General features: G+C 53.1%; 13 protein-coding genes and 1 pseudogene. 9 read left to right on the top strand and 5 right to left on the bottom strand.

Features of this window, described 5'->3' with window-relative positions:
• The 9 genes and pseudogenes from tuf to rpoC form a co-directional block, all read left to right on the top strand.
• Positions 1–192 (top strand): annotated as a pseudogene (tuf, locus tag ACOTX2_RS23975) (elongation factor Tu); the annotation flags it as partial.
• A gap of 227 nt (positions 193–419) precedes the next feature.
• Positions 420–803, top strand: a complete 384-nt coding sequence (secE, locus tag ACOTX2_RS23980) for a preprotein translocase subunit SecE (RefSeq protein ID WP_003862342.1) — start codon at positions 420–422, stop codon at positions 801–803.
• A gap of 1 nt (position 804) precedes the next feature.
• A complete protein-coding gene (nusG, locus tag ACOTX2_RS23985) occupies positions 805–1,350 on the top strand; it encodes a transcription termination/antitermination protein NusG (RefSeq protein ID WP_003862341.1) in 546 nt (181 codons plus the stop codon).
• Between the two features lie 156 nt (positions 1,351–1,506).
• Entirely contained in the window at positions 1,507–1,935 is a 429-nt protein-coding gene (gene rplK, locus ACOTX2_RS23990; RefSeq protein WP_003862340.1) for a 50S ribosomal protein L11, read from the top strand.
• A gap of 3 nt (positions 1,936–1,938) precedes the next feature.
• Positions 1,939–2,643, top strand: a complete 705-nt coding sequence (gene rplA / locus ACOTX2_RS23995; RefSeq protein WP_006810530.1) for a 50S ribosomal protein L1 — start codon at positions 1,939–1,941, stop codon at positions 2,641–2,643.
• A gap of 289 nt (positions 2,644–2,932) precedes the next feature.
• On the top strand, positions 2,933–3,430 hold the full coding sequence (rplJ, locus tag ACOTX2_RS24000) for a 50S ribosomal protein L10 (RefSeq protein WP_003862338.1): 498 nt from the start codon (positions 2,933–2,935) through the stop codon (positions 3,428–3,430).
• A gap of 66 nt (positions 3,431–3,496) precedes the next feature.
• Positions 3,497–3,862, top strand: coding sequence for a 50S ribosomal protein L7/L12 (gene rplL / locus ACOTX2_RS24005; protein ID WP_002445276.1), 366 nt, complete (start codon positions 3,497–3,499; stop codon positions 3,860–3,862).
• Positions 3,863–4,181: 319 nt separating this feature from the next.
• A complete protein-coding gene (gene rpoB / locus ACOTX2_RS24010) occupies positions 4,182–8,210 on the top strand; it encodes a DNA-directed RNA polymerase subunit beta (RefSeq protein WP_023299068.1) in 4,029 nt (1,342 codons plus the stop codon).
• Positions 8,211–8,286: 76 nt separating this feature from the next.
• Positions 8,287–12,510 carry a DNA-directed RNA polymerase subunit beta' gene (rpoC, locus tag ACOTX2_RS24015; protein ID WP_023299069.1) on the top strand — a complete coding sequence of 1,408 codons (4,224 nt, stop codon included), beginning with the start codon at positions 8,287–8,289 and terminating at the stop codon, positions 12,508–12,510.
• 115 nt (positions 12,511–12,625) lie between these two features.
• Here the strand turns inward: rpoC and ACOTX2_RS24020 are convergent, their stop codons facing one another.
• The 5 genes from ACOTX2_RS24020 to thiG all read right to left on the bottom strand — a co-directional run bounded on the left by ACOTX2_RS24020 (position 12,626) and on the right by thiG (position 17,207).
• Positions 12,626–12,943: a PTS lactose/cellobiose transporter subunit IIA gene (locus ACOTX2_RS24020; RefSeq protein ID WP_003862327.1), complete on the bottom strand. Its 318-nt coding sequence runs from the start codon at positions 12,941–12,943 to the stop codon at positions 12,626–12,628.
• Positions 12,943–13,251, bottom strand: a complete 309-nt coding sequence (locus tag ACOTX2_RS24025; RefSeq protein WP_010425948.1) for a PTS sugar transporter subunit IIB — start codon at positions 13,249–13,251, stop codon at positions 12,943–12,945. The genes ACOTX2_RS24020 and ACOTX2_RS24025 overlap by 1 nt, the downstream gene beginning before the upstream one ends.
• 180 nt (positions 13,252–13,431) lie before the next feature.
• The gene (locus ACOTX2_RS24030; RefSeq protein WP_063148479.1) at positions 13,432–14,973 is read right to left on the bottom strand and encodes a sensor domain-containing diguanylate cyclase; all 1,542 of its coding nucleotides are present in this window, start codon (positions 14,971–14,973) and stop codon (positions 13,432–13,434) included.
• A 333-nt stretch (positions 14,974–15,306) separates the two neighbouring features.
• Entirely contained in the window at positions 15,307–16,440 is a 1,134-nt protein-coding gene (gene thiH, locus ACOTX2_RS24035) for a 2-iminoacetate synthase ThiH (protein ID WP_022646704.1), read from the bottom strand.
• Positions 16,440–17,207 (bottom strand): thiazole synthase, encoded by a 768-nt coding sequence (gene thiG / locus ACOTX2_RS24040; RefSeq protein WP_023299071.1) that lies wholly within the window; start codon positions 17,205–17,207, stop codon positions 16,440–16,442. The genes thiH and thiG overlap by 1 nt, the downstream gene beginning before the upstream one ends.
• Position 17,208 lies beyond the last annotated feature (1 nt).

The raw sequence follows: 17,208 nt of genomic DNA on the forward strand, positions 1-17,208 counted from the left end.
TACTTCCGTACAACTGACGTGACCGGTACCATCGAACTGCCAGAAGGCGTAGAGATGGTAATGCCAGGCGACAACATCAAGATGGTTGTGACTCTGATCCACCCAATCGCGATGGACGACGGTCTGCGTTTCGCAATCCGTGAAGGCGGCCGTACCGTTGGCGCGGGCGTTGTTGCTAAAGTTCTCGGCTAATCGCTGATAACATTTGACGCAATGCGCAATAAAAGGGCATCATTTGATGCCCTTTTTGCACGCTTTCACATCAGAACCTGGCTCATCAGTGATTAATTTTGTCATAATCATTGCTGAGACAGGCTCTGCGGAGAGCGTATAATACGAAAAGCGAATAGCATTTCGATTGGTTTGCCTCGCACTCGCGGGGTGAAAATGTTTGTAGAATACTTCTGACAGGTTGGTTTATGAGTGCGAATACCGAAGCTCAAGGGAGCGGGCGCGGCCTGGAAGCGATGAAATGGGTAGTTGTAGCCGTGCTGCTGATTGTGGCGATTGTCGGCAACTATCTTTATCGTGACATGATGCTGCCGCTACGCGCGCTTGCAGTGGTAATTCTGATTGCTGCGGCGGGTGGTGTCGCGCTGTTGACGACGAAAGGCAAAGCGACCGTTGCGTTTGCCCGCGAAGCGCGTACCGAAGTCCGCAAGGTCATTTGGCCGACTCGCCAGGAAACATTGCACACCACGCTGATTGTAGCGGCGGTAACCGCTGTAATGTCACTGATCCTGTGGGGACTGGATGGTATTCTGGTTCGCCTGGTATCCTTTATCACTGGCCTGAGGTTCTGAGATGTCTGAAGCCCCTAAAAAGCGCTGGTACGTCGTTCAGGCGTTTTCCGGTTTTGAAGGCCGCGTAGCTACGTCGCTGCGTGAGCATATCAAATTACACAATATGGAAGAGTTATTTGGCGAAGTTATGGTTCCGACCGAAGAAGTGGTTGAGATCCGTGGCGGCCAACGTCGCAAAAGCGAGCGTAAATTCTTCCCGGGTTACGTGCTGGTTCAGATGGTGATGAACGACGCGAGCTGGCACTTGGTGCGCAGCGTACCACGCGTGATGGGCTTTATCGGCGGCACATCTGACCGTCCGGCGCCAATCAGCGACAAAGAAGTTGATGCGATTATGAACCGCCTCCAGCAGGTGGGTGATAAACCGCGTCCGAAAACGCTGTTTGAACCGGGTGAGATGGTTCGTGTTAACGACGGTCCGTTTGCTGACTTTAATGGCGTCGTCGAAGAAGTGGACTACGAGAAGTCCCGCCTGAAAGTTTCCGTTTCTATCTTTGGTCGTGCGACCCCGGTAGAGCTGGACTTTGCTCAGGTAGAAAAAGCCTAAGCAGCGATCAAAAAAGCGACGATTTAATCGTTGCACAGGGCGCGAGATTGGAATACAATTTCGCGCCTTTTGTTTTTATGGGTTCCGACCCGTAAAACGAATTTTATTCACGGGGAGCCTCTCCGAGGCGTTATTACCCAATCAGAGGATTTTAGAATGGCTAAGAAAGTACAAGCCTACGTCAAGCTGCAGGTTGCAGCAGGTATGGCGAACCCAAGTCCACCAGTTGGTCCAGCTCTGGGTCAGCAGGGTGTGAACATCATGGAATTCTGTAAAGCGTTCAACGCCAAAACTGAATCCATGGAAAAAGGTCTGCCAATCCCAGTTGTAATCACTGTTTACGCTGACCGTTCTTTCACTTTCGTTACCAAAACCCCTCCAGCAGCAGTTCTGCTGAAGAAAGCAGCGGGCATCAAGTCTGGTTCCGGTAAGCCGAACAAAGACAAAGTGGGTAAAATTTCCCGCGCTCAGCTGCAGGAAATCGCGCAGACCAAAGCTGCCGACATGACTGGTTCCGACATTGAAGCGATGACTCGCTCCATTGAAGGTACTGCACGTTCCATGGGCCTGGTAGTGGAGGACTAAGAAATGGCTAAACTGACCAAGCGCATGTCCGTGATCCGTGACAAAGTTGATGCGACCAAACAGTACGACATCAACGAAGCTATCGCTCTGCTGAAAGAACTGGCAACTGCTAAGTTCGTTGAAAGCGTTGACGTTGCCGTTAACCTGGGCATCGACGCTCGTAAATCCGATCAGAACGTTCGTGGCGCAACTGTACTGCCACACGGTACTGGCCGTTCCGTACGCGTAGCTGTATTTGCTCAGGGTGCAAACGCTGAAGCGGCTAAAGCTGCCGGCGCTGAACTGGTAGGTATGGAAGATCTGGCTGATCAGATCAAGAAAGGCGAAATGAACTTTGACGTTGTTATTGCTTCTCCAGATGCAATGCGCGTTGTTGGCCAGCTGGGCCAGGTTCTGGGTCCACGCGGCCTGATGCCAAACCCGAAAGTGGGTACTGTAACTCCTAACGTTGCTGAAGCGGTTAAGAACGCTAAAGCAGGTCAGGTTCGTTACCGTAACGACAAAAACGGCATCATCCACACCACCATCGGTAAAGTGGACTTTGACGCTGACAAACTGAAAGAAAACCTGGAAGCTCTGCTGGTTGCGCTGAAAAAAGCTAAACCAACTCAGGCGAAAGGCGTGTACATCAAGAAAGTTAGCATCTCCACCACCATGGGTGCAGGTGTTGCAGTTGACCAGGCTGGCCTGAGCGCTGCTGCAAACTAATGCCTTTACGTGGGCGGTGATTTTGTCTACAATCTTACCCCCACGTTTGCTAACAAAAGTTAGCGGCTAAAAGAATTGTTCGTTGGAGCCTGGCCTATCCAGGCCTCCGTCGAAGACCGCAGGTGTTTCGCAAGAAACTTAATCCCCTGCGTAGACGGTGACAGAACGCTAAGATTATTTTAAATACTCTGGCTTGTTTCTGCTCACCGTATTAAGACGCTCTTCCCGTTGGGTCGAGTGAAGTGAGTTCCGGAACATGAGTTCCGGCAAACATCCAGGAGCAAAGCTAATGGCTTTAAATCTTCAAGACAAACAAGCGATTGTTGCTGAAGTCAGCGAAGTAGCCAAAGGCGCGCTGTCTGCAGTAGTTGCGGATTCCCGTGGCGTTACTGTAGACAAAATGACTGAACTGCGTAAAGCAGGTCGTGAAGCTGGCGTATACATGCGTGTTGTTCGTAACACCCTGCTGCGTCGCGTAGTTGAAGGTACTCAGTTCGAGTGCCTGAAAGACACGTTTGTTGGTCCGACCCTGATTGCATACTCTATGGAACACCCGGGCGCTGCTGCTCGTCTGTTCAAAGAGTTCGCGAAAGCGAATGCAAAATTTGAGGTCAAAGCTGCAGCCTTTGAAGGTGAGTTGATCCCGGCATCGCAAATCGATCGCCTGGCCACCCTGCCGACCTACGAAGAAGCAATTGCACGCCTGATGGCAACCATGAAAGAAGCTGCGGCTGGCAAACTGGTTCGCACTCTGGCTGCTGTACGCGATGCGAAAGAAGCTGCTTAATCGCAGTTATCTTTATAAAGCATTTGCTTACGTATAAACTTATTCTGATTTTCAGGAACAATTTAAATGTCTATCACTAAAGATCAAATCATTGAAGCAGTAGCAGCTATGTCCGTAATGGACGTTGTAGAGCTGGTTTCTGCAATGGAAGAAAAATTCGGTGTTTCTGCTGCTGCTGCTGTAGCTGTAGCTGCGGGCCCGGCTGAAGCTGCTGAAGAAAAAACTGAATTCGACGTAATTCTGAAAGCTGCTGGCGCGAACAAAGTTGCTGTAATCAAAGCAGTACGTGGCGCAACTGGCCTGGGTCTGAAAGAAGCTAAAGACCTGGTAGAATCTGCTCCAGCTGCGCTGAAAGAAGGCGTGAGCAAAGACGACGCAGAAGCACTGAAAAAATCTCTGGAAGAAGCTGGCGCTGAAGTTGAAGTTAAATAAGCCAACTTTTCTGGTTGCAGCCTAAGTAATTAGGCTGATGGCTGGTGACTTTTTAGTCACCAGCCTTTTTGCGCTGTAAGGCATCAGCAGCATTTCACACTGTTTGACTGCTGGTTGTCCTGACAATGCTTGTTTCTATCGACGACTTAATATACTGCGACAGGGTGCTCGCTCTGTGTAAATCGCAATGAAATGGTTTAAGCGTGATAGCAACAGGTATTGCGGAAAGTATTCAATTTTCCGGTCCACAAAATGGTGTTGCACAAACTGTCCCTTCGTCGGACAGATGGGTCGACTTGTCAGCGAGCTGAGGAACCCTATGGTTTACTCCTATACCGAGAAAAAACGTATTCGTAAGGATTTTGGTAAACGTCCACAAGTTCTGGACATTCCATATCTCCTTTCTATCCAGCTTGACTCGTTCCAGAAGTTTATCGAGCAAGATCCTGAAGGGCAGTACGGCCTGGAAGCAGCCTTCCGTTCCGTGTTCCCGATTCAGAGCTACAGCGGTAATTCCGAGCTGCAGTACGTCAGCTACCGCCTTGGCGAACCGGTGTTTGACGTTCAGGAATGTCAGATCCGTGGCGTGACCTATTCCGCACCGCTGCGCGTAAAACTGCGTCTGGTGATCTACGAGCGCGAAGCGCCGGAAGGCACCGTAAAAGACATTAAAGAACAAGAAGTCTACATGGGTGAAATTCCACTCATGACGGACAACGGTACTTTCGTTATCAACGGTACTGAGCGTGTTATCGTTTCCCAGCTGCACCGTAGCCCGGGTGTCTTCTTCGACAGCGATAAAGGTAAAACGCACTCTTCCGGTAAAGTACTGTATAACGCACGCATCATTCCTTACCGTGGTTCATGGCTGGACTTCGAATTCGATCCAAAAGACAACCTGTTTGTCCGTATCGACCGTCGTCGTAAGCTGCCTGCAACCATCATTCTGCGTGCACTGAACTATACCACTGAGCAGATCCTGGACCTGTTCTTTGAGAAAGTGATCTTTGAAATCCGCGACAACAAGTTGCAGATGGAGTTGGTGCCGGAACGTCTGCGTGGTGAGACCGCGTCGTTCGACATCGAAGCCGACGGCAAAGTGTATGTGGAAAAAGGTCGCCGTATCACCGCGCGCCACATCCGCCAGCTGGAAAAAGATGATATCAAACACATCGAAGTTCCGGTTGAATACATTGCAGGAAAAGTAGCCGCGAAAGATTACGTTGATGAATCAACTGGCGAGCTGATCTGCCCGGCGAACATGGAGCTGAGCCTGGATCTGCTGGCTAAGCTGAGCCAGTCTGGCCACAAACGTATCGAAACGCTGTTCACCAACGATCTGGACCACGGTCCGTACATCTCTGAGACTGTACGCGTCGACCCAACCAACGATCGTCTGAGCGCGCTGGTTGAAATCTATCGCATGATGCGTCCTGGTGAGCCACCAACTCGCGAAGCGGCTGAAAGCCTGTTCGAGAACCTGTTCTTCTCCGAAGACCGCTACGATCTGTCCGCGGTAGGTCGTATGAAGTTCAACCGTTCTCTGCTGCGCGACGAAATCGAAGGTTCCGGTATCCTGAGCAAAGACGACATCATTGAAGTGATGAAGAAGCTCATCGATATCCGTAACGGTAAAGGCGAAGTGGACGATATCGACCACCTCGGCAACCGTCGTATCCGTTCCGTAGGCGAAATGGCGGAAAACCAGTTCCGCGTTGGCCTGGTTCGTGTAGAGCGTGCGGTGAAAGAGCGTCTGTCTCTGGGCGATCTGGATACCCTGATGCCTCAGGATATGATCAACGCCAAGCCGATTTCTGCGGCAGTGAAAGAGTTCTTCGGTTCCAGCCAGCTGTCTCAGTTCATGGACCAGAACAACCCGCTGTCTGAGATCACGCACAAACGTCGTATCTCTGCACTCGGCCCAGGCGGTCTGACCCGTGAACGTGCAGGCTTTGAAGTTCGAGACGTACACCCGACTCACTACGGTCGCGTATGTCCAATCGAAACGCCTGAAGGTCCAAACATCGGTCTGATCAACTCCCTGTCCGTGTACGCACAGACAAACGAATACGGTTTCCTTGAGACCCCGTATCGTAAAGTGACCGACGGTGTGGTTACCGACGAAATTCATTACCTGTCTGCTATCGAAGAAGGCAACTACGTTATCGCTCAGGCGAACTCCAACCTGGATGACGAAGGCCACTTTGTAGAAGATCTGGTTACCTGCCGTAGCAAAGGCGAATCCAGCCTGTTCAGCCGCGACCAGGTTGACTACATGGACGTATCCACCCAACAGGTGGTATCCGTCGGTGCGTCCCTGATCCCGTTCCTGGAACACGATGACGCCAACCGTGCATTGATGGGTGCGAACATGCAACGTCAGGCCGTTCCAACTCTGCGTGCTGATAAGCCGCTGGTTGGTACCGGTATGGAACGTGCTGTTGCCGTTGACTCCGGTGTTACAGCAGTTGCTAAGCGTGGCGGTACCGTTCAGTACGTTGACGCATCCCGTATCGTTATCAAAGTTAACGAAGACGAGATGTATCCGGGCGAAGCGGGTATCGACATCTACAACCTGACCAAATACACCCGTTCTAACCAGAACACCTGTATCAACCAGATGCCTTGCGTATCTCTGGGTGAGCCAGTTGAGCGCGGCGACGTGCTGGCAGACGGTCCGTCCACCGACCTCGGTGAACTGGCGCTCGGTCAGAACATGCGCGTAGCGTTCATGCCGTGGAACGGTTACAACTTCGAAGACTCCATCCTCGTCTCCGAGCGTGTGGTTCAGGAAGATCGTTTCACCACCATCCACATTCAGGAACTGGCATGTGTGTCCCGTGACACCAAGCTGGGGCCAGAAGAGATCACTGCCGACATCCCTAACGTGGGTGAAGCTGCGCTCTCTAAACTGGATGAATCCGGTATTGTTTACATCGGTGCGGAAGTGACCGGCGGCGACATTCTGGTTGGTAAGGTTACACCGAAAGGCGAAACCCAGCTGACGCCAGAAGAGAAACTGCTGCGTGCTATCTTCGGTGAGAAAGCGTCTGACGTTAAAGACTCTTCTCTGCGCGTACCAAACGGTGTTTCCGGTACGGTTATCGACGTTCAGGTCTTCACTCGTGACGGCGTTGAGAAAGATAAGCGTGCGCTGGAAATCGAAGAGATGCAGCTCAAGCAGGCTAAGAAAGACCTGTCTGAAGAACTGCAAATCCTCGAAGCGGGTCTGTTCAGCCGTATCTATGCGGTGCTGGTTGCCGGTGGCGTTGAAGCTGAGAAGCTCGACAAACTGCCACGCGATCGCTGGCTGGAGCTGGGCCTGACCGACGAAGAGAAACAGAATCAGCTGGAACAGCTGGCTGAGCAGTATGACGAACTGAAACACGAGTTCGAGAAAAAACTCGAAGCGAAACGCCGCAAAATCACTCAGGGCGACGATCTGGCACCAGGCGTGCTGAAGATTGTTAAGGTGTATCTGGCTGTTAAACGTCAGATCCAGCCTGGTGACAAGATGGCAGGTCGTCACGGTAACAAGGGTGTTATCTCTAAGATCAACCCGATCGAAGATATGCCGCACGATGCTAACGGTACGCCGGTAGATATCGTACTGAACCCACTGGGTGTACCGTCTCGTATGAACATCGGTCAGATCCTGGAAACCCACCTGGGTATGGCTGCGAAAGGTATCGGCGACAAGATTAACGCCATGCTGAAGCAGCAGGAAGAAGTCGCGAAACTGCGCGAGTTCATCCAGCGTGCCTACGATCTGGGTACCGACGTGCGTCAGAAAGTCGACCTGAACACCTTCAGCGATGATGAAGTTCTGCGTCTGGCGGAAAACCTGCGTAAGGGTATGCCAATTGCAACGCCGGTATTCGACGGTGCAAAAGAAGCTGAAATTAAAGAGCTGCTGCAACTGGGTGGTCTGCCAACGTCTGGTCAGATTACGCTGTTTGACGGCCGTACCGGTGAACAGTTCGAGCGTCCGGTAACCGTAGGTTACATGTACATGCTGAAACTGAACCACCTGGTCGACGACAAGATGCACGCTCGTTCTACCGGTTCTTACAGCCTGGTTACTCAGCAGCCGCTGGGTGGTAAGGCTCAGTTCGGTGGTCAGCGCTTCGGGGAGATGGAAGTGTGGGCGCTGGAAGCATACGGCGCAGCATACACCCTGCAGGAAATGCTCACCGTTAAGTCTGATGACGTGAATGGTCGTACTAAGATGTATAAGAACATCGTAGACGGCAACCATCAGATGGAACCGGGCATGCCAGAATCCTTCAACGTACTGTTGAAAGAGATTCGTTCGCTGGGTATCAACATCGAACTGGAAGACGAGTAATTCTCGCTCAAACAGGTCACTGGTGTCGGGTTAACCCCCGACACCAGATTGTGCTAACTCCGACGGGAGCAAATCCGTGAAAGATTTATTAAAGTTTCTGAAAGCGCAGACTAAAACCGAAGAGTTTGATGCGATCAAAATTGCTCTGGCTTCGCCAGACATGATCCGTTCATGGTCTTTTGGTGAAGTTAAAAAGCCGGAAACCATCAACTACCGTACGTTCAAACCTGAGCGTGACGGCCTTTTCTGCGCGCGTATTTTCGGGCCAGTAAAAGACTACGAGTGCCTGTGCGGTAAGTACAAGCGCCTGAAACACCGTGGTGTGATCTGTGAGAAGTGCGGCGTTGAAGTGACCCAGACCAAAGTACGCCGTGAGCGTATGGGCCACATTGAGCTGGCGTCTCCAACTGCTCACATCTGGTTCCTGAAATCTCTGCCGTCCCGTATCGGCCTGCTGCTGGATATGCCGCTGCGCGATATCGAACGTGTTCTGTACTTCGAATCTTATGTTGTGATCGAAGGCGGGATGACGAATCTGGAACGTAACCAGATCCTGACCGAAGAACAGTATCTGGACGCGCTGGAAGAGTTCGGTGACGAATTCGACGCGAAGATGGGTGCGGAAGCTATCCAGGCCCTGCTGAAGAGCATGGATCTGGAGCAAGAGTGTGAAACTCTGCGCGAAGAGCTGAACGAAACCAACTCCGAAACCAAGCGTAAAAAGCTGACCAAGCGTATCAAACTGCTGGAAGCGTTCGTACAGTCTGGTAACAAACCAGAGTGGATGATCCTGACCGTTCTGCCGGTTCTGCCGCCAGATCTGCGTCCGCTGGTTCCGCTGGATGGTGGTCGTTTCGCAACGTCGGATCTGAACGATCTGTACCGTCGCGTGATCAACCGTAACAACCGTCTGAAACGTCTGCTGGATCTGGCTGCGCCGGACATCATCGTACGCAACGAAAAACGTATGCTGCAGGAAGCGGTAGATGCCCTGCTGGATAACGGTCGTCGCGGTCGTGCGATCACCGGTTCTAACAAACGTCCTCTGAAATCTTTGGCCGACATGATCAAAGGTAAGCAGGGTCGTTTCCGTCAGAACCTGCTCGGTAAGCGTGTTGACTACTCCGGTCGTTCTGTAATCACCGTAGGTCCATACCTGCGTCTGCATCAGTGCGGTCTGCCGAAGAAAATGGCTCTGGAGCTGTTCAAACCGTTCATCTACGGCAAGCTGGAACTGCGTGGCCTGGCCACCACCATCAAAGCCGCTAAGAAAATGGTTGAGCGTGAAGAAGCTGTCGTTTGGGATATCCTGGACGAAGTGATCCGCGAACACCCGGTACTGCTGAACCGTGCACCAACTCTGCACCGTTTGGGTATCCAGGCATTTGAGCCAGTCCTGATCGAAGGTAAAGCGATCCAGCTGCACCCGCTGGTTTGTGCGGCCTATAACGCCGACTTCGATGGTGACCAGATGGCTGTTCACGTACCGCTGACGCTGGAAGCCCAGCTCGAAGCGCGTGCGCTGATGATGTCTACCAACAACATCCTGTCTCCAGCGAACGGTGAACCTATCATCGTTCCTTCTCAGGACGTTGTATTGGGTCTGTACTATATGACCCGTGACTGTGTTAACGCCAAAGGCGAAGGCATGGTGCTGACTGGCCCGAAAGAAGCTGAGCGTATTTATCGCGCTGGCCTGGCCTCTCTGCATGCGCGCGTTAAAGTGCGTATCACCGAATACGAAAAAGATGAAAACGGCGAATTCGTGGCGATTACCAGCCTGAAAGACACGACCGTTGGCCGTGCGATTCTGTGGATGATCGTACCGAAAGGTCTGCCTTTCTCCATCGTCAACCAGGCGCTGGGCAAGAAAGCGATCTCCAAAATGCTGAACACCTGTTACCGCATTCTGGGCCTGAAGCCGACCGTTATCTTCGCTGACCAGACAATGTACACCGGCTTTGCTTATGCAGCGCGTTCAGGTGCATCTGTTGGTATCGATGACATGGTCATCCCAGAGAAGAAACACGAGATCATCTCTGAAGCGGAAGCTGAAGTTGCTGAGATCCAGGAGCAGTTCCAGTCTGGTCTGGTAACCGCAGGCGAACGTTACAACAAAGTTATCGATATCTGGGCTGCGGCGAACGATCGTGTATCCAAAGCGATGATGGATAACCTGCAAACCGAAACCGTGATTAACCGTGACGGCGTAGAAGAGCAGCAGGTCTCCTTCAACAGCATCTACATGATGGCCGACTCCGGTGCGCGTGGTTCTGCGGCACAGATTCGTCAGCTGGCAGGTATGCGTGGTCTGATGGCGAAGCCAGATGGCTCCATCATCGAAACGCCAATCACCGCGAACTTCCGTGAAGGTCTGAACGTACTCCAGTACTTCATCTCCACGCACGGTGCGCGTAAAGGTCTGGCGGATACCGCACTGAAAACGGCGAACTCCGGTTATCTGACGCGTCGTCTGGTTGACGTTGCGCAGGATCTGGTCGTCACCGAAGACGATTGTGGCACCCTCGAAGGTATCACCATGACCCCGGTTATCGAGGGTGGTGATGTTAAAGAGCCGCTGCGCGATCGTGTACTGGGTCGCGTGACCGCGGAAGACATCCTGAAGCCGGGCACCGCAGACATTCTGGTTCCACGCAACACTCTGCTGCACGAACAGTGGTGTGACCTGCTGGAAGCGAACTCTGTTGACTCTGTGAAAGTGCGTTCCGTTGTATCCTGTGACACCGACTTTGGTGTGTGTGCGCACTGCTACGGTCGTGACCTGGCGCGTGGCCACATCATCAACAAAGGTGAGGCTATCGGCGTTATCGCGGCACAGTCCATCGGTGAGCCGGGTACACAGCTGACGATGCGTACGTTCCACATCGGTGGTGCGGCATCTCGTGCGGCTGCTGAATCCAGCATCCAGGTGAAAAACAAAGGTAGCATCAAGCTCAGCAACGCGAAGTCTGTTGTTAACTCCGCAGGCAAGCTGGTTGTGACTTCTCGTAACACCGAGCTGAAGCTGATCGACGAATTCGGTCGTACCAAAGAGAGCTATAAAGTGCCTTACGGTGCGGTTATGGCGAAAGGTGATGGCGAGCAGGTTGCCGGCGGCGAAACCGTAGCAAACTGGGATCCACACACCATGCCGGTTATCACCGAAGTAAGTGGTTTCATCCGCTTCACTGACATGATCGACGGCCAGACCATTACTCGTCAGACCGACGAGCTGACCGGTCTGTCTTCTCTGGTGGTTCTGGATTCTGCTGAACGTACTACCGGTGGTAAAGATCTGCGTCCTGCACTGAAAATCGTTGATGCTCAGGGTAACGACGTTCTGATCCCTGGCACCGATATGCCTGCGCAGTACTTCCTGCCGGGTAAAGCGATTGTACAGCTGGAAGATGGCGTACAGATCAGCTCTGGTGACACCCTGGCGCGTATTCCTCAGGAATCCGGCGGTACCAAGGACATCACCGGTGGTCTGCCACGCGTTGCGGACCTGTTCGAAGCACGTCGTCCGAAAGAGCCTGCTATCCTGGCTGAAATCAGCGGTATCATCTCCTTCGGTAAAGAGACCAAAGGTAAGCGCCGTCTGGTTATCACGCCAGTAGATGGCAGCGAGCCGTACGAAGAGATGATTCCTAAGTGGCGTCAGCTCAACGTGTTCGAAGGTGAACGCGTGGAACGTGGTGACGTGGTCTCCGATGGTCCAGAAGCGCCGCACGACATCCTGCGTCTGCGTGGTGTGCATGCTGTTACTCGTTACATTGTTAACGAAGTACAGGACGTATACCGTCTGCAGGGCGTTAAGATTAACGATAAGCACATCGAAGTTATCGTTCGTCAGATGCTGCGTAAAGCAACCATCGAAAACGCGGGCAGCTCCGACTTCCTGGAAGGCGAGCAGGTTGAATACTCACGCGTTAAGATCGCTAACCGCGATCTGGAAGCGAACGGCAAAATCGGTGCGACCTTTGCACGCGATCTGCTGGGTATCACCAAAGCGTCTCTGGCAACCGAGTCCTTCATCTCTGCTGCATCGTTCCAGGAAACCACTCGTGTCCTGACCGAAGCGGCTGTTGCAGGTAAACGTGATGAACTGCGCGGTCTGAAAGAGAACGTTATCGTGGGTCGTCTGATCCCGGCCGGTACCGGTTATGCGTACCACCAGGATCGTATGCGTCGTCGCGCAGCGGGCGAACTGCCAGCTGCACCGCAGGTGACTGCCGAAGATGCATCCGCGAGCCTTGCAGAACTGCTGAACGCAGGTCTGGGCGGTTCCGACAACGAGTAATCGTTGATGCCCGGTAGGTAAAATTACCGGGCATATGAATCACAGGTCGGGTAAGCGCAGCGCCACCCGACAATAAAAAACCCGCCTCGGCGGGTTTTTTTACGTCTGTATGTCTTCAATTCACTAACGGGATGCGTCGATAAAGCTCAATCATATCGCCCGCCAGATCCTGAATGACCATCGCGTTCATCAGGTGATCCTGAGAGTGAACGGTGATCAGGTTAACCGGAAGTTTACCTGTCCCTTCATCAAGACCGATAAGCTGCGTCTGGATAGTATGCGCATGTTTCACATATTCACGCGACTCTTCCATCGCTTTCTCGGCTTCGTCAAAGTCACCTTTTCGCGCCATTTGCAACGCTGTCAGGGCCGCACTGCGCGCCGCACCTGCATTGACCAATAGCTCCATGATTGTGGTTTCTAAGTCTTCCATTATGACTCCAGCAGCTTGAGCGCTTTTTCCAGTACGGCATCACCTTTCATCATGCCGTAATCCATCATGTCGATAACCGCGACCTTTTTTCCGAGCGGATCGGCCTGCGCCTGGAGTTTTGCCTGTTCGTATTTAACCTGTGGCCCCAGTAATACGATATCAGCCGTCGCGATGTTATCTTTAAACTCCGCGACCGGAACGGCTTTAATGGTTACTTCGACTCCTTTTTTCTGCGCGGCATCTTTCATACGTTGAACCAGCATGCTGGTTGACATTCCCGCTGCACAGCATAAAACGATGTTCTTCATAGTCAGCCTCGATCTACATGTGTTTATTGATAATTATCCCGCGCAGACCGCTTCAACAACCGCTTTACCGCGATTGTGTGTCAGGCATCACAAAGAAATCGGCATTTTTCTGAAACCGGTTACAATTTTATACATGAAAGCATTCTGCCCGTCTTAACGGGCGGAATTTCAGGAAGGGTATTATCGGCTGGCCGTGCTTACGATGCGGTTTTTACCCTGTTGTTTAGCGGTATACAGCGCTTCATCTACGCTGCCGATAAATTGTTCCAGCGGTTCGAAGTGCCACTCTCCCACCCCCGCGCTGAAGGTTACTCGCAGGTTCTCTTCCCGCCAGGTCCGTTTTTCCACGGCGGTGCGCCAGGCTTCCAGTAGCGCGTGCGCGGAGTTCATCAGCTCGGCCGGGAAAATCACCCCGAACTCTTCCCCACCGTAGCGGTAAACGGAAACGTGGTGAGGCTGCATGATCTGAATACCTTCGCGCGCCACGCTGCGCAGAACAATATCCCCGCTCAGGTGGCCCCAGGTGTCGTTAATAGATTTGAAGTTATCGATATCGACCAGCGCCAGAACGAAGGGTTGATGAGCGGTCAGCAGCTCATCCACATCGTTGTCGAAAGCACGGCGGTTCTTGCAGCCTGTCAGCGCATCATGGGTGGCCTGACGGACATAGGCCATCTCACGTTCCTTATTGGTTCGAATGGTATGGCTGAGCATCGCCTCAAGACGTGGCGCCTGATTGACGTCTCCGGTTTTGATGGCGTTGATAATGTTCATCAGCACAGAACGCGAGGCATGGCGCAGGTAGAGCCCGAACAGAATGATGATGATTGCCGCCAGCGCAAATCCCCAGCCGACGACGGTGGTTTCATGCCGGGTGATGACGGAAAGCGTGGCATCGGAGACCCGATAAATCACAAACCAGTCCGGATTGGTGAAAGAGTAGTAGTAATACCAGGTTTTACTTTTGGGGTCGAAAAGATGCCCTTCGCCGCTGGTCATTTTGTCCATCAGCGCTTCGCTTACGTACTGCTTAAAGAGCGCCCCCGTGTCCGGATGCAGCACAACGGCGCCGTCACGTTCCACGACAAAAAACTCACCCTGAACCGGTGCCACCATCTGGCGCAAGGTATACCCCATGGAGGTTAAATCAAGATGGAAAGCGAGCGTGCCCTTCAGACGGCCTTCCGGTGAAATGACCGGTTTATAGAGGGTGACCGTAGGATGTTGGGTGAAATAGTCCAGATAGGGGCGGGTGTAGTGAGGAAAGTTGCTGGCTTCCGCTTGCCCGATAAACCATGGGCGTGTTCGTGCGTTGAACGACCTACTCTTCTCCGTTGGCAGTACTTCCGGCGCGCGCAGATGGTGCCCTTCGGTGTCCGCCAGAGAGATAGACGACACCGTCGGCATCAGATTCTGCAAATGCATTAACATCTGCAAACCGTGTGTCGGATCGATATTTATCGTCTGATTCACTCTGTCTTCACGGGCGTAGTACATCGCAGCGCGACCAAGAATATAGTCATTTTCTCGCAGGATGGATTCGGTATAGTTCACCGCCAGATTATGGGTGAAGTTACCATTAATTTTATGATAATCCTCAATAAAATCCTTCCGTTGTGAAAGGATGACCAGGATCGCGATTATCGCGAAACTGAACAGAATCCCCGCGAAGCTGACCATAATTGGTCGGGTGAAAGAGAGCTTTTTACTGTGGAGTGCCATGAGTTGTGCATCAATCCAGATGGTAGACGCGTTGCGTCTGTCGATATCCTCAGCATAGTCGCTGTCAGATTGCTGGTAGTAAATTATACAGAAAGCGATTTCCGACGGGTTGATTTATCTTAAGAGTAGATAAGAAACGACGTATTTATTTTATCAATTGAAATTTTGTTTAAGGGGCGGAGGGCAGGGCGAAACGAGGAAGAAGCATTTTCACCCTGGTCAGCGTCCGTTGCTGACGTGGTTAATCCTAATAAAACCGGGCAGATCTCCTCAATCGCCCGGCGTTGATCTTACGAGCCGTCTCGTAACCTTTCCGCATTGTTGCAGGCGGTTTCAGCGCAAATGCGAAGCTCTTCCCAGCCAGCTGTCCCAGTCTTTCCACACGGGCTGTAGCCCCTGTGCAGTCAGGGCTTCCGCCACCGCGTCGGGCCGTCGTCCGTCGTGCGGTGCAAACTGTTCCAGTTCCGGGCGATCGTCCGCGTAACCGCCCGGCTGCGTTTTGGAAAAGGCGCTGACGTTGTTGATCGCCAGAGGGATCGCGCGGTCGCGAAACGCGGGGGATTCACGCGTGGAGAGCGACAATTCCACTTCCGGCGCGAACAGGCGAAATGCGCACAGGGTTTGCACCAGCTGGCGCTCATCCATCAGCGAGGCGGGTTCAATGCCTCCCGTACACGGACGCAGCCGTGGGAATGAGATGGAATAGCGGCTTTGCCAGTAGTACTGCTGTAGCCACAGCAGATGCTCTGCCACCATATAGCAGTCAACCCGCCAGCTGTCGGACAGACCGATAAGCGCGCCCAGCCCAATTTTATCGATACCGGCGCGCCCCAGCCTGTCCGGCGTTTCCAGCCGGAAGATGAAATCCTGCTTCTTCCCTTTCAGGTGATGCCGGGCATAGGTCGCCTCGTGGTAGGTTTCCTGATAAACCATTACGCCGTCCAGCCCAAGGGTTTTCAGTTCCGCATATTCCTCTTGCGACAGAGGCTGCACTTCCATTTGCAATGAGGCAAATTCGCGGCGGATGGCCGGAAGATGCTGGCGAAAATAGTCCATCCCCACTTTGCCCTGATGTTCACCCGTCACCAGTAAGAGATGTTCAAAACCCATCTCACGAATAGCCGCACACTCGCGGGCGATCTCATGCTCATCCAGCGTTTTACGCTTAATGCGGTTGCTCATTGAGAAGCCACAGTAGGTGCAGTCGTTGGCGCACAGGTTAGAGAGATAAAGCGGCACGTAAAAGCTCACCGTGTTGCCAAAGCGCTGGCGGGTAAGGCGTTGCGCGCGCTGCGCCATCGGTTCAAGGTATGCGCTGGCTGCCGGAGAAAGCAGGGCCATCAAATCCTCGCGGGTCACATGCCGGGCTGTTAATGCCCGCTCTACGTCCGCAGAGGTTTTACTGTTGATACGTAAGGCAATATCGTCCCAGTTAAGCTGACGCCAGCGATCGGTAAAGGTAGCCATCAGAGTGCCTCCAGAAAACCGGTCAGCGGGCTGGTGGCCTGCGCCTGAAAGCTGCGCGAGCCGGGGCCGGACTGTCGTGCCAGCAGACCGGACTCCACGGCAAGGCGGAACGCACGCGCCATCATCACCGGGTCGTCGGCCACCGCAATCGCGGTATTGACCAGCACCGCATCGGCCCCCATCTCCAGCGCCTGCGCGGCGTGACTGGGTACGCCGATGCCCGCATCCACCACCACGGGCACGGTCGCCTGCTCGATGATGATCTCCAGCATCGCGCGGGTCTCCAGTCCCTGGTTGGAGCCAATGGGCGCCCCTAACGGCATCACGGCCGCGCAGCCGACCTCTTCCAGACGCTTACACAGCACGGGATCGGCACCACAGTAGGGCAGAACGGTGAATCCCTGCTGCACCAGCGTCTCTGCCGCTTTCAGGGTTTCGATCGGATCGGGCAACAGCCAGCGGGCGTCCGGATGAATTTCCAGCTTCAGCCAGCAGGTGCCGAGCGCTTCCCGGGCCAGATGCGCAGCGAAAATTGCTTCCTCGGCCGTTTTCGCACCGGAGGTATTGGGTAAGAGCGTCACGCCTGCCTCCAGTAACGGCGCAAGTATGGCATCGTTGTGCTGACGCAGATCCACGCGCTTCATCGCCAGCGTCACCAGCTGGCTGCCGCTTTCACGAATAGCATCCACCATTAGCTGCGGGGAGGCGAATTTTCCGGTTCCGGTAAACAGATGTGAATCAAAGACTTTGTCGGCAATACGTAACATC

This window comes from Enterobacter cloacae complex sp. IR5412 (genome assembly GCF_049237385.1).
Taxonomy (GTDB): Bacteria; Pseudomonadota; Gammaproteobacteria; order Enterobacterales; family Enterobacteriaceae; genus Enterobacter; species Enterobacter intestinihominis.